7 protein-coding genes are annotated in these 13,554 nt (G+C 63.7%); 5 read left to right on the plus strand and 2 right to left on the minus strand.

What is annotated here, in order from left to right:
* Positions 1–38 precede the first annotated feature (38 nt).
* Positions 39–1,310 carry a molybdopterin-dependent oxidoreductase gene (locus VHD36_06760; GenBank protein ID HVU87002.1) on the plus strand — a complete coding sequence of 424 codons (1,272 nt, stop codon included), beginning with the start codon at positions 39–41 and terminating at the stop codon, positions 1,308–1,310.
* A gap of 43 nt (positions 1,311–1,353) precedes the next feature.
* Entirely contained in the window at positions 1,354–3,345 is a 1,992-nt protein-coding gene (locus tag VHD36_06765) for a tetratricopeptide repeat protein (protein ID HVU87003.1), read from the plus strand.
* Here the strand turns inward: VHD36_06765 and VHD36_06770 are convergent.
* On the minus strand, positions 3,311–4,324 hold the full coding sequence (locus VHD36_06770; GenBank protein ID HVU87004.1) for an alpha/beta hydrolase: 1,014 nt from the start codon (positions 4,322–4,324) through the stop codon (positions 3,311–3,313). The two genes, VHD36_06765 and VHD36_06770, sit on opposite strands and share 35 nt — an antisense overlap.
* Positions 4,325–4,674: 350 nt before the next feature.
* On the opposite strand from VHD36_06770, the gene VHD36_06775 reads away from it, so the two are divergent.
* From VHD36_06775 to VHD36_06785, 3 genes are all read left to right on the plus strand, one after another.
* The gene (locus VHD36_06775; GenBank protein ID HVU87005.1) at positions 4,675–5,700 is read left to right on the plus strand and encodes a class I SAM-dependent methyltransferase; all 1,026 of its coding nucleotides are present in this window, start codon (positions 4,675–4,677) and stop codon (positions 5,698–5,700) included.
* Between the two features lie 334 nt (positions 5,701–6,034).
* On the plus strand, positions 6,035–9,574 hold the full coding sequence (locus VHD36_06780) for a PSD1 and planctomycete cytochrome C domain-containing protein (GenBank protein ID HVU87006.1): 3,540 nt from the start codon (positions 6,035–6,037) through the stop codon (positions 9,572–9,574).
* A 3-nt stretch (positions 9,575–9,577) separates the two neighbouring features.
* A complete protein-coding gene (locus VHD36_06785) occupies positions 9,578–11,029 on the plus strand; it encodes a DUF1501 domain-containing protein (GenBank protein HVU87007.1) in 1,452 nt (483 codons plus the stop codon).
* A gap of 172 nt (positions 11,030–11,201) precedes the next feature.
* Here the strand turns inward: VHD36_06785 and VHD36_06790 are convergent, their stop codons facing one another.
* Positions 11,202–13,139, minus strand: coding sequence for a hypothetical protein (locus VHD36_06790; protein ID HVU87008.1), 1,938 nt, complete (start codon positions 13,137–13,139; stop codon positions 11,202–11,204).
* Between the last annotated feature and the right edge of the window lie 415 nt (positions 13,140–13,554).

Below are 13,554 nucleotides of genomic sequence, written 5' to 3' on the forward strand. Positions count from 1 at the left end.
TTCGGGCCAGTGTGTGCGAGTCATGTGGGGCCACGACCATGACGGAAACCGAACGATTCCTGGCTGAGCATACCGCGCTGACGCGGCGCTATTTTCTGCGCTTGGGAATCGGCAGCGCTGCCATCGTGCTTGTGCCAGGCCGTTCTCGTGCAGAGGACAAGAACGACGCCGCGGCCGGCGAGAAGGCCGCGCCCCCGTTCACCCGGCTCGATAGCTACCTGACCCCGCCCGACGACTTCGAAGACATTTCTCGCGGCGATCCGGTGCCACACACCCTTTCGGAAGAAAGGAAACGCGCCGTCGGGCTGACGCGCGACACCTGGCAGTTGGAAGTGATTTCCGATCCCGACAACCCTGTCACGCTGCGCAAGCCGCTTTCGCGCGAGAAGGGAACCGCGATCGACTTCGCGACCCTGATGAGCATCGCCGAAAAATCGGCCGTGCGCTTCCCCAAGATCATGACGTGCCTGAACCTGGGCTGCCCGCTGGGGATGGGTATTTGGGAAGGAGTGCCACTGCGGGAACTGATATGGTTGACCAAGCCGAACGATGCGTTACGCCGCGTTTTCTATTACGGCTACCACAACGACGATCCGAAGCAGATTTTTCGCAGCTCGCTGCCGATCGGCCGCGTCCTGGAAGACCCGTTCGATCTGCCGCCGGTGATCTTGTGCTACAAGGTGAACGGCCAGTGGCTCTCGGGCGAGCGAGGCGGACCGGTGCGGATCGTCGTGCCTGAGGCGTACGGCTTCAAATGCGTGAAGTGGATCACGCACGTGGTCCTCACCAACCTGGCCGGCGCGAACGATACGTACGCCAACGAAAACAACGACATCGACAGCCCGCTGAAGACATTCGCCGCCACGATCTCGGCCCCGCGGAAGATCAAAGCGGGCGAGTCGACGCCGCTGTCGGGCTATGCCCAGGTGGGGATCGGTGGCTTGTCGAAGGTGCAATTCTGGCTGCAGCCGGAAGCCGAGGAGTTACCGGCCGGCGATCCCTATTTCGCGGCGGCCCCGTGGACTGATGCGGAGATTTTGCCGGCGCCCAAGCGCTGGGGGGGCGGAATTGCCGACGATCGCATCCCGGCCGGCACGTATGGCTTCGACGATGCGAGCGGCGAACCACGATCATGGCCGATGCGGCTGACCAAAGTCCATTGGGCTGCACTCGTCCCACCGCTTGCGCCCGGCAAGTACACTCTGCGATGCCGCGCGGTCGACGCCGCGGGACACGGCCAGCCCATGCCGCGCCCGTTTCGCAAGTCGGGCCATGCCGCAATCGAACAGGTGGCGGTCGTCGTCCAATGAGCGCTGCCATCACTCTTGATCGAATCGCCGGTGGTATCGGTTGATGGCCAAGCGCGATAAACGTCCCACCCGCGTCGCGCGCAGCCAGAAATCGTCACCGCACGATGATGCGTCGGCGCTTGGCAACAGCACTCACAACCATGCCGCCGTCCCTGCGATCGTGGTGGCGATCTTCGCGGCCGTGCTCGGCGCGCTGTACTGGCCGGCGATCGACGCGCCGCTCGTGTACGACGATTCGACGAGCATCACACACAACCCCTCGATCGTGCGACTATGGCCCTTGTGGGGCGATCTGTCGGCGCCTGGTCCGCTGAATCCGCCACGCGAAACGAGCGTTTCCGGCCGGCCGCTTGTGAACCTGTCGCTGGCGCTGAATTACCATTTCGGTCAGCTACATCCGCGCGGCTATCACATCACGAACCTGGTCCTTCACGTCGTCTCGGCCTGGCTGCTGTGGGCCATCGTGCGTAGGACGCTGCGCCTGCCTCGCTTTGACGGACAGTTCGACTCGTGCGCCGATACCCTCGCCTTCCTTGCTGCGCTCGTCTGGGCGGTACACCCGCTTGGGACCGAGGCTGTCGAGTATGTGACCCAGCGTACCGAGCTTTCGATGGGCGTGTTCTATCTGGCGACGTTGTGCGCCAGCTTGCGGTATTGGTCCGGGGGGTCGGCCTCGCAGCGACGACTGTGGCTGATGGCCGCCACGGTCACGTGTATAGCCGGCATGACGTGTAAGGAGGTCATGGTCACCGCGCCCGTCGTGGCGCTGTTGTTCGAGCGTGCCTTCGTCGCGGGATCGTTTCGCGAGGCACTACGCCGCTCCTGGCCGCTTTACTTGAGTTTCTCGGCAGGCTGGCTTGTCCTGGCCGCGCTGAACCTTTCGGCTCCGCGCTCATTCACAGCAGGCTTTCACATCGGCGTGCCTGCGTATGTCTGGTGGTTGACGCAGGCCAAGGTCGTGTGGCTCTACTTGAAGTTGGCCGTTTGGCCTTGGCCGCTGGTAATTCATTATGATTTGCCGCTGATCGAATCCTGGCAGGCTGCGGTGCCGTGGCTCGTGGCAACAAGCCTTGCCGGGCTGTTGATCTTGTCGCTGCTCGTAAAGAACACGGCAAGCGGATTCTTGCTCGCCTGCGTTCCGCTCATTCTCGCGCCGACGCTCGTCGTACCGATCGCGACCGAAGTTGCCGCCGAACGCCGCATGTATCTCCCCTTGGCCGCCCTTGTGGCGCTTGCCGTGACCGGCGGATATGCGTTTCTGCAGCGCGCCCGCGGGGCCAGGTCGGCTCGAAGTAAAGCAAAGGCAACGAACAAATCTGCCCTTCTCATGACAAGCGCGGTGGCCGTCATCCTGCTTCTCATCTACGTGGGCCTGACCGTGCGGCGATTGCACGTCTATCGGGATGAAATCGCGCTGTGGCAGGATACGTTGCAATATTCACCCGACAGCATTCCGGTGCGGATGAACTTGGGACTCGCGCTCGTCAACGCCGGCCGCGCGCCACAGGCCATCGAGCAATATCAGATCGTACTCGAACTGGAACCCGAGAAAGCCGCCACGCATCGCAACAATCTGGCCTACGCGCTGATCAGCGCCGGCCGCACGACCGAGGCCATCGCCCAATACGAAGCGGCGCTCCGCGCTGACCCCGAATCGGCCGAAGCGCACAACAACCTGGCCTTCGCACTTTTGAGTACGCGGCGCCCCAAGGAAGCAGTCGCGCACTATCGCAAAGTCGTCGAGCTGAAGCCGGATTACGCCGAAGGGCATCTAGGCCTCGGCATGGCCCTGGTGGCATCCGGGGTGCAGGAGGAAGCCCTCTCTGAGTTCGAGCGCACGGTGCAACTACAGCCGGATTCGATCGCCGGCCACTCGCGGTTGGCAGAAACGCGCGCCGCGCTTGATCAGCCGGCCGCCGCGGTTCGCGCGGCCGAGCGCGCGATCGAATTGGCGCGCGCTCAAGGCCAACCGGAGACGGCGCGAGCGATCGAAAGCTGGCTCAAAGCCTACCAGTCAAGTGCGCCGGCGCGCTGACATGGAGACGTCGTAGCCGCGCGCGTCGACGCCGGTCCACGGCAAGCCCACCAAGCGCGGCGCCCATGGCGGCGAGGGCGAAGGCCGATGGTTCCGGAACGAGATGGTTGGCGAGGAAATCAATGTTGTGCTGCAGTAATGTCTCGTTGCCGAATTGCATGTTGAAGACATTTGTATCCAATTCGTGGCCGATCCCGACACCTTCATAGAATTCGTGGTACACCCCGACCGCGGTGAGCTGGTTCGACACGGCCAGGTCTCCGTCGAAGGGGACCTGCGTGTCGGCATTGCCGTGAAACATGAACGCCGGTGGGGCACCGGCATGAATGACCCCTTGGGTGCCATACATGCTTCCCAGGAAGTCGAGAACTACATTCGGCGTCGTATGGGCGGGCAGATCGTTGTAGCCAACCAACTCGGCCGTGATCCCTCCGGCCGACGCGCCGCCGATGCCGATGCGGTTCGGGTCGACGCCGTACGTCGCTGCATTGCTGCGCAGCCAGTTCATGGCCGTTTCGGCGTCCTGCACCGCCGCGTTAATGGCATTTCCTCCCAGTTGCAAATCCGGAAAGCTGTCATAGCCCGGCGGTGGAGGCGTGAAATTATCCGCGGGCCCCGGTGACGAATTCGGAGGCAGGTCGGCGTACAGGCGATAATCTATCGAGACGACAACATAACCCAGCGACGCATATTGTTCGGCCAGCGGAGCCATGTCGGCTTTATCACCCGAGACGAATCCGCCGCCATGCACGAGTACGATGGCCGGTGTTGCCGCCGGTAGCGGCGTCGATACCTGCATCGGCCGATACACATCTAACAGCAAATTCTCGCTACTCGCGCCATTCTGCACGAGCCCCTGCCCGTACGTGACGTCCGGGATGGTCTGCACGCCGAACAGCGGATCGTGATACAAGGTTGCCGCGTCCAGCCGCGCGACAACGACAGAGAGCAAGCAAAGCGTAAGCGCCACACGATGCATGAATGTTTCCTCCGCGAAGCGAGGCGGAAGCGCCTCGTTCAGATGGCAATAGGGTCAACGCAAAATCCAAATCGGAACTAGCGCTGATCCATTAGCTTAAAAACCGTGCCGCGGAGGAAAGAAAGGGCAGCAGATCCACGATCGATCGGCCGCATCAGTCGCGCGCCTCGAGCATCGCGGCCAATACGTACTCGCCCAGGCGACGCCAACGATACCGTACGGCCCGCCAACGAGCAAGCACAAAATCGCTTCAGTGCGTCGACCGGCTAGACCGGACCGACGAGGGTGCGGTAAAAAAAGTCGTGTTCGACATTTGAAGAACGTCGTCCTCAGCATGGCAGTTCCCGGTTATGAATGGACAAAAAGACGTACCTGACCCAGCCGTGGTCCTCGATTTGCTCGAAGCCTTTCGCCGGTCGAAAGTCATGTTCGCTGCCGTCTCACTGGGCCTCTTCGACGCGATCGAGGCCGGCGCGCACACCGTCGACGACCTTGCGCAAAAGCTGCGCGCGGATGCCAGTGCTCTCGCGCGGCTTCTAGACGCCTGCGTCGGTCTCGCGTTGCTCAACCGCACGGACTCTCAATACGAAAACACGCCCGCCGCCAGCGCTTATCTGACGTCGCATAGCCCGCGCCGCATGACCGGTTACATCGGCTACTCGAATGCCGTGATGTGGAAGCTGTGGGCCCACCTGGAAGACGCCGTGCGCGAGGGGGGCCATCGCTGGAAGCAGGCTTACGGCTGGGAAGGGCCGATCTTTTCGCATTTCTTCCGAACCGAGGAAGCGAAGCGCGAATTCCTGATGGGCATGCACGGCTTCGGCGTCATCAGCTCGCCGCAAGTCGTGGCCGCATTCGACCTGGGGCGCTACCGTCACTTGTGCGATCTGGGTGGCGCTACCGGCCACCTGGCGATCGCGGCCTGCGAGCGTTATCCAAATCTGCGCGCCACGGTGTTCGATCTGCCGGAAGCAGCGTCCCTGGCGCGCGAAATCGTGTCCGAATCTTCGGTGCCTGATCGCATCGCAATGGCCTCGGGAGATTTCTTCGCCGACGCGCTCCCCGAGGCAGACCTCTTTGCGCTGGGCCGGATTCTGCACGATTGGAGCGAGGATAAAATCCTCAAGCTGCTGATGCGCATTTTCGACCGGCTGCCGTCGGGCGGGGCTCTGCTGATCGCCGAGAAGTTACTGGCCGAAGACAAACGCGGCCCCCGCTGGGCCCAGATGCAGGATTTGAACATGCTCACCTGCACCGAGGGCCGAGAACGCACGCTTGCCGAGTACACGGCCCTGCTGCGGCAAGTGGGCTTTAGCGAAGTGGCGGGGCGGGTCACCCCGTCGCCGCTGGACGCCGTGCTGGCGAAAAAACCCTAGGAAAAGGGACACGGCGCAGCTCACAAGCGACAAAAGACTTGAACGCGGCCGCGCGGTGTGTTCAGATATTTGTTAAGGCCGCGTTCGGGTCAACGTCTGTCTGGCGAAGCTGGTCGCCGGCACGGCCCGCCGGGGCGCCTCACGGGGCGTTTCCGTGCTCGCGCCCGCCCCCCTGCCCCACCGTCACGCCAACCGCTGTCCCTTGCCTGCGGGTGCGAACGGTTCGCTCCCGTCGCCTTCGACCGCACGTAACCCTTTGGGCCGGATCCCGCCTGACGTGAAACCACCCGCAAGATTCAATCGTTGGCTCCTCCTTCTGGCGACTCTCCTCGTCATGATTCACCACGCGCCGTCGCTGGCCCGAGGTGCCGACGCGCCCCAATACAACCGCGACGTTCGTCCGATCCTGGCGAATCACTGTTTCAAATGTCATGGGCCGGACGAACAGGCCCGGCAAGCGGGGTTGCGGTTGGACCAGCGCGAGGCGGCCCTGGCAGCGGCCGATTCCGGCGGCGTAGCCATCGTGCCGGGCAAGCCTGACGAGAGCGAGCTGGTGCGCCGCATTTGCGCTACCGACCCCGATCAACGGATGCCGCCGGCAGCCGCCAATAAGCCGCTCTCCAGCGAACAGCGCGAGATCCTGTGCGCCTGGATCGCGGCCGGAGCGACCTACGAATCACACTGGGCCTTCGTGCCGCCGGTACAGGCGCCGCTGCCCGCAGTGCAGCGAAAGGGCTGGCCGCGGAACGCGATCGATCATTTCGTTCTCGCGCGGCTCGAAGCGGCCGGATTAAACCCGGCGCCGGAAGCCGACAAATACACGCTTGCTCGTCGGCTGTACCTCGATCTTGTCGGGCTCCCGCCGGCGCCTGACGAGGTTGATGCCTTCGTCTACGACTCTTCGCCGCAGGCCTATGAAGCACTCGTCGATCGGCTGCTCGCGTCGCCCCATTACGGCGAGCGCTGGGCGCGGCGCTGGCTCGATCTGGCGCGTTATGCCGACACCAACGGCTACGAAAAAGATCGTCAGCGCTCGATCTGGCCGTATCGCGATTGGGTGATCAATGCCCTCAACGCCGACATGCCCTTTGATCAGTTCACGATTCGTCAGTTGGCCGGCGACCTGCTGCCCGAGGCGACGCTCGATGATCGCATCGCCACCGGTTTCCATCGCAACACGATGCTCAACGAAGAGGGGGGCATCGATCCGCTCGAATTCCGCTTCTATGCGATGGTCGATCGCGTCAACACCACAGGCACGGTGTGGCTCGGCCTGACCATCGGCTGCGCTCAATGCCATACGCACAAATACGATCCAATTCCGCATGCCGATTACTACCGGCTGATGGCGTTTCTGAACAATGCCGACGAGCCGGAGATGGACGTCGTGCAGCCCGCGATCGCCGAACAGCGATCGCGGTTCGCGGCACAAATCGCCGCGGCCGAGGCCGATTTGCCGAACCGTTTTCCGCCCGAGGGAGAATTTCGATGGCATCAGGGATCGGTCGCCCGTTTCGACTCGTCCGGCGGTGCGACAGGCGAAATTCTCGCGGACGGCTCGATCCTCGTTTCCGGCACCGCCCCGGAGCAAGACACGTACACCATCGAAATCGATTGCGAGGCAGGGGAGGTCTCGGCGCTGCGCCTCGAGGCCATCGCCGATGACCGATTGCCCAAACATGGCCCCGGCCGCACGGCGCACGGCAATTTCGTGGTTTCCGAAGTCAGCGTGACCGCAAGCGCGACCAATGTGCCGGCGGGCGACGCCACCGCGGTAAAGCTCGCCAGCGCGAGCGCCGATTTCTCGCAAGACGGCTTTCCGATCGACCGCGCCATCGACGGCGACTCGAAAACCGGCTGGGCCATCCACGGCCCCGATCCCTGGAACGTCACGCGCACCGCCCTGTTTCGTTTTGATCAGCCACGCGCTGCCAACGGCACTACCCGATGGACGGTCCGCCTGGAACAGAACCACGGTGAGCGTCACACGCTAGGACGTTTCAAGATCCAGCTCGGCGAACCGCTGCACGATGATCGGCCCGAAAGCGTGCGCCGCCAGGAGCATTTGCAGCGTAAATTCAATGAGTGGGTGACCGCCGAGTCGGCCTCCATCGGACATTGGACGATGCTACGACCGGTCACCGCCCAGAGCGACGTGCCGACGCTATCGATCCTGCCCGATGGCTCGGTCCTATCGAGCGGCGACCAGACCAAGCGCGACGTGTTTCGCGTGTCTCTGGCCAACGACCTGCCGCGCGTGACGGCACTTCGAATCGAGGTGATGCCCGACGATAGCCTGCCAAGGCGTGGGCCGGGGCGCATTGCGTATGAAGGGCCCTTCGGCGATTTCTTTCTGAGCGAAGTCACGATCCAGGCTGCCGGCTCCGCGGCCAAGATCCGCGACGCCAACCAATCGTTCGCTGCGGGCAACGCCACCGCGGCGATGGCCATCGATGGCGACCCACAGACGGGCTGGTCGATCCATGGCGGACAAGGCACCGCCCACACGGCCGTCTTCCAACTGGATCAACCTTTGACCGACGCGAAGATGATCGACCTGGAACTGCTGTTCGAGAAGTATTACGCGGCGAACCTGGGGAGGTTTCGCATTTGGGTCACGGGCGATGAGCAACCCGCGGCGGCGCGGGCTCTGCCGACCGACATCGAGGCGCTGTTGCTCGTGGCCCCCGCCGAACGAACGGCCGAGCAGCGAGCCCGGCTGCTCGGTCATTATGTCTCGATAGCGCCGGAGCTGGCGGGCGAACGCGACACGATTCGCAAGCAGCGCGAGCAGATGCCCGCCTTCCCGACGACGCTTGTCTGGCGTGAACGTCCTTCAACGAATCCGCGCCGCACGTTCCTCCATAAGCGCGGCGAATTCCTGCAGCCTGCCGAGCCCGTTGCCGCCGAGCTGCCCACGTTGTTCGCCGCCCTGCCCGCGGATAAGGCGCATGATCGGCTCGCACTTGCCCGCTGGTTGGTCAGCGAACATAACCCACTGGCCGCGCGGGTGACGGTGAACCGGCATTGGGCAACGCTCTTCGGGCGAGGGCTGGTCAAGACGACCGAGGATTTCGGTTATCAGGGCGAATCGCCCACTCATCCTGAGCTGCTCGACTGGCTGGCCGTGGAGTTCATGCGCGACGGCTGGTCAGTGAAGCGATTGCACAAGCTGATCGTCACGAGCGCCACGTATCGACAGTCGTCGGAGGCGCCGGCGCGGGCCGCCGAAATCGACCCGACCAACAAGCTGCTCGCGCACAGCCCGCGAGTGCGTCTCGACGCGGAGCTGGTGCGCGACGTCGCGCTCGGCGTCAGTGGTTTGCTGTCGAAAAAAATCGGCGGTCCCAGCGTATTTCCGCCACAGCCGCCGGGCGTTAGTGCCGAAGGAGCCTACGGCGCGCTGAATTGGACCGTCAGCCAGGGAGAAGATCGTTACCGGCGCGGGCTGTATACGTTCATGAAGCGCACCGCGCCGTATGCAATGTTCTCGGCTTTCGACGCGCCCAGCGGCGAAGCGTGCCTGGCACGGCGCGAAGTATCGAACACGCCGTTGCAGTCGTTGACGATGCTCAACGACACGGTGTTCGTCGAGGCCTCGCAAGCGTTAGGCTCGCGCTTGGCGGCCGAGCAAGAGCCCGTTACCGATCGCGCCGTCGAGCTTTTCCGCCGCTGCGTCAGCCGCCCGCCACGGCCCGCCGAGCTCGATTTGCTGGTGGCCTTTTACACGACCCATCGCGACCGCCTGGCCAAGGGCGAGCTCGACGCGAAGGCCATTGCCGGCACGGGCGAAGGCGACGCTGTCGAACGCGCCGCCTGGACACTCACGGCACGGGCCGTCTTGAATCTCGACGAAACCATCACGAAGGAATAATCCATGAATGGATCGGCCGACAAAGATCGCTCTTCGACCCGCCGTGCCTTTCTGCAGGAAAGCGGCGTCGGGCTGGGCAAGATCGCGCTGGCGTCTCTCTTGTCGGGCGCGTTCGAAGGATCGCGCACGGCACAAGCGGCGCCGGCCGCGGCCAACGACGTGCTGGCCGCGCGGCCCGGGCATTTCGCGCCGCGCGCCAAGGCCGTGATCCATCTGTTCATGACCGGCGCGCCGAGCCATCTCGATCTGTTCGATTACAAGCCGAAGCTGGCCGAGTTCGAAGGCAAGCCAATCCCGCCCGAGGTGATCGGCGGTCAGCGCTATGCCTTCATCCGGTCGGACGCGGCGGCCATGGGCCCGCGATTCAAGTTCAACAAGCACGGTCGCTGCGGCGCCGAGATCGCCGACGTGCTGCCCCACCTGGCCGAAGTGGTCGACGATATCTGCCTGGTACGATCGATGCGGACTGATCAGTTCAATCACGCGCCGGCGCAGATTTTCTTCAATTCCGGTTTTGGCCAGCCTGGCCGGCCCAGCATGGGCTCGTGGGTCACTTACGGCTTGGGAGCCGAGACGCGCGATCTGCCGGCGTTTATCGTGATGTCGACCGGCACCGGCATCAGCGGCGGCGCCGCCAACTGGTCGAGCGGCTTTCTGCCCACGGTCTACGGCGGCGTGCGTTTGCGCAACCAGGGTGATCCGATTCTCGATGTCTCGAGCCCGGCTGGCATCGATGCGCGGACGCAGCGCGAAACGCTGGACCTGGTCGGCGCGCTCAACCGGCAACGGCTGGACACGGTAGGCGATCCCGAAATCAGCACGCGCATCGCTTCGTACGAAATGGCGTTCCGCCTGCAAACTTCGGCGCCGGAGCTGATGGATCTGAAGAGCGAATCGCAGGCCACGCTCGACATGTATGGGGTCGATCCGGCCAAGCCCTCGTTCGCCAGGGCCTGCTTGCTCGCGCGGCGAATGGTCGAGCGGGGCGTCCGCTTCATCAGCATCTACAACGAAGGCTGGGACGCCCACAGCGATATCGTCGGCAACCACACCAAAAACTGCGGCGATACGGACCGCGGCTCGGCAGCGCTTGTCAAGGATCTACGGCAGCGGGGACTTTTGGACGAGACGCTGGTCGTGTGGGGAGGCGAATTCGGACGCACGCCGATGGTCGAGAGCAACAAGGCACTCGGTCGCAGCCTGGGACGCGATCATCATCCGCAGGCATTCACCATGTGGCTGGCCGGCGGCGGTATCAAGCCGGGCTTCTCGTATGGTAAGACCGATGAATTGGGCTTCAACATCGTCGAGAACCAGGTCCACGTTCACGATATTCAGGCCACGATCCTCAACCAACTCGGGCTCGATCACGAGCGGCTGACGTACCGCTATGCGGGCCGCGATTTCCGCCTGACCGACGTACACGGCCGCGTGGTGCGAGAGATTCTGGCGTAGTCCGGTAAAGTGATGAGCGATAAGTGATGAGTGATGAACGAAAGACGATGGTGGCTGCTGAACCAACTGGATGTTGTTCGGCCAGCACCTTCGATCGTCATTGACCATTGAGCGCTCCACGGATTCTTCCCGCTCAGCACTCATCACTCCGCGATCCGCGCTTCTTGACGCCCTAGCGGTGTGTCGTGCCTTTCAAGATCGGCCGCGCCTTCCAATTGGCGTCAGGCCCGAAGCGCAGATTCGTCGAAGCATGTCCAGCCGGCGCGTCGCCGTAGAGCCGGCGGACAGCCAGCGTTTCGAGTGATGGCCCGGCGGCAGCCGCAAGCAGCAGGAATACAGCCGACCCCCAAGCCAGTCGCGACAGATGGCCACCGGCGATCCCCGTTTCGTTTTGCGTCTCGCGCGGTAGGACCAGAACGAGTACCGTCACGATCGCGGCGTTGATGATGATCACCCCTTCGGTCAGTAGTCGCTGGTCGGTGAAGCCCGTCAATGCCTTGGCGAAGTTGCCGAGTACGAACGGCCACAGAATCAGCAGATACAAAAGCTGTCCGCGCCCGAGCCAGCTCTTCGGCAGAATGGCCAGCGGCCGCCACATGTGTACCAGGGCGAGAACCGCGAACGCCAGCGTACACGCGGCAAAGAACAGGTTGAACCACTCAACGGCTGAGAGCTCGATGCTGTCAAAAAGCGGTGCCTGCATCCGCAAGGGCAGCGAGCGGTATTCGCCGTGCGCGGCGGTCCAGTCGGCAACGTTCTTGACCAGGTTCTCGTAGAGCAGCCAGGGAACGACGAACAGTAGCGCCACCAGTTCGGTCCAGCGGCGACGCGGCGCGGCGTTGTTGCAAGCGCCGGAACGCGTCGCCAGAAGACCCATCGCCACGGCAATGCCGACGCCGTTGATGAATCCGTACGACTGTTCGAGGAAGCTGTGCCAGTTGGCGCTCTGCCAATGGCGCCAGGTATCGACGACCGCCGGATCGGAAACCAGGTTCGGGTTGCCCGGCGCGACCATTGCCAGCTTCAGGAGTGCAATGCCGGAGAAGCCGAGTCCGCCGATCGCGCCGCTTACGAGCATGGCACTCGTGACCGCGGCCAGGCGCTCGCGCCGGCACCAGAGCAGCGCGCCCAGAAAAACGCCCAGGATGCCGGCCCAATCGTCGCCGCGCGGCGGCGTCATGCGCACCGCGAACATGACGGGCAATAGCGTGAAGCACGCCAGCCAGCCTAGCCCCATGTAGAGAAACAAGCGCGAGCCCATCGCGAAGCGACCGTGCCGCGCAAAGTAGACCGCGATGCCGAGCGCCAGCCCCAGCCCCGCGCCCAAGTACGGACTGGCCTGCGGCAAAAAGTTCGGCCAGTTGGTGACCAACTGTTCGACGTCGAATTGCGAAGTGTCACCTTGCGGGCGGACGAGCAGATTCCACAGCGGTTCGCCCGCTCCGACGACGCGCAGCAAATACTGCACGCCCGCGCCTGCTCCCGCGCCGATCGCGCCCCACAGGGGCAACTCCCACGCGCGGCCGAAGCGCCGTTCAAAAAGATCAAACAGCAACATGGCCACGACGGCGGTGCAGGCCTGCAAATAATCGCTATCGAGCCAATAGAGCGGGCTGTCCTGGCGCTTCATCGCGCCTTCGACCTGCATCTTGTCGTTGATGAGCGGAATGATGTAGTCCGCGACGCCCATCGCGGCCAGGACGACGAGCATGGGCACGAACATCTGCGTAAGCCGCTGCCGATCGAGCGCGGCCGGCAGCGCCGTGCCGCCTCCGCCCAGCGATCCCCACAGAAAACCGATCACGAACAAGCAGGCGAAGCCATAAGCCTGCGAGGGGAAATGGCCGGAATGCGTATAGCCGATCACTTGCATGTAACTGATCGAGCCGCCGAACGCCCAGCCAAAGGCGCCGAAGAACGCGAAGTAGACGACGCGCTCGCGCCAGTCGGCCCGGCCCGAAAGGAGACAAGCCGCGATGGCGGCGATCGCGCCGGGGAACATGGCCCCCGTCTCATGCCCATAGTTGCCGCGGATGCCCCAGCCGATCGAGAGCGACAACGCGACGAGCAGGATGCCCAGCGGCGAGAGAATCGGCGAGCGCGAGAGCATGGTCATATTCGGGCGGGCGGGCGTGCAAGGCGGGAAGGACCCTCGGTGGGAGACGATCGAGTCGGCTCGATCGTCCGTCCGACCAGGATACTCGCATAAATCCGGGCGGTGAATAGCCGGCACCGCTTGGTCGGCCAGCGAGACGGTATATAAAAGGGCCGAAGAAGCACGCGCGTGCCACTGGTGGCTCGTCCACCAGTGAAGAACCCAAGAGTGAGCACAGTGGTGGACAAAGCCACCAGTGGCACGCCAAGCAAAGTCGTTGAGCCTGCCTCTAGCACAACGGTTCGCCTGGCGGGTCATTCTCTGCCGGCGCATCGTCCAGGCGAGACTCCGCAGGCGGCGGCGCAGCGCCTTCCTGATGACCAGCATCTTTGCCGGCCGCATCGTTCTCGGCAGGTGGTACGTCTTGCTC

It is taken from the genome of Pirellulales bacterium (assembly GCA_035546535.1).
Taxonomy (GTDB): Bacteria; Planctomycetota; Planctomycetia; order Pirellulales; family JACPPG01; genus JACPPG01.

What these genes read in the sequence shown, in the direction of transcription:
- VHD36_06775 (HVU87005.1), top strand. Translation starts at nt 4,675, where the DNA reads ATGAATGGACAAAAAGACGTACCTGACCCAGCCGTGGTCCTCGATTTG.
- VHD36_06765 (HVU87003.1), top strand. Translation starts at nt 1,354, where the DNA reads ATGGCCAAGCGCGATAAACGTCCCACCCGCGTCGCGCGCAGCCAGAAA.
- VHD36_06770 (HVU87004.1), bottom strand. Translation starts at nt 4,324, where the DNA reads ATGCATCGTGTGGCGCTTACGCTTTGCTTGCTCTCTGTCGTTGTCGCG.
- VHD36_06785 (HVU87007.1), top strand. Translation starts at nt 9,578, where the DNA reads ATGAATGGATCGGCCGACAAAGATCGCTCTTCGACCCGCCGTGCCTTT.
- VHD36_06780 (HVU87006.1), top strand. Translation starts at nt 6,035, where the DNA reads ATGATTCACCACGCGCCGTCGCTGGCCCGAGGTGCCGACGCGCCCCAA.
- VHD36_06760 (HVU87002.1), top strand. Translation starts at nt 39, where the DNA reads ATGACGGAAACCGAACGATTCCTGGCTGAGCATACCGCGCTGACGCGG.
- VHD36_06790 (HVU87008.1), bottom strand. Translation starts at nt 13,139, where the DNA reads ATGCTCTCGCGCTCGCCGATTCTCTCGCCGCTGGGCATCCTGCTCGTC.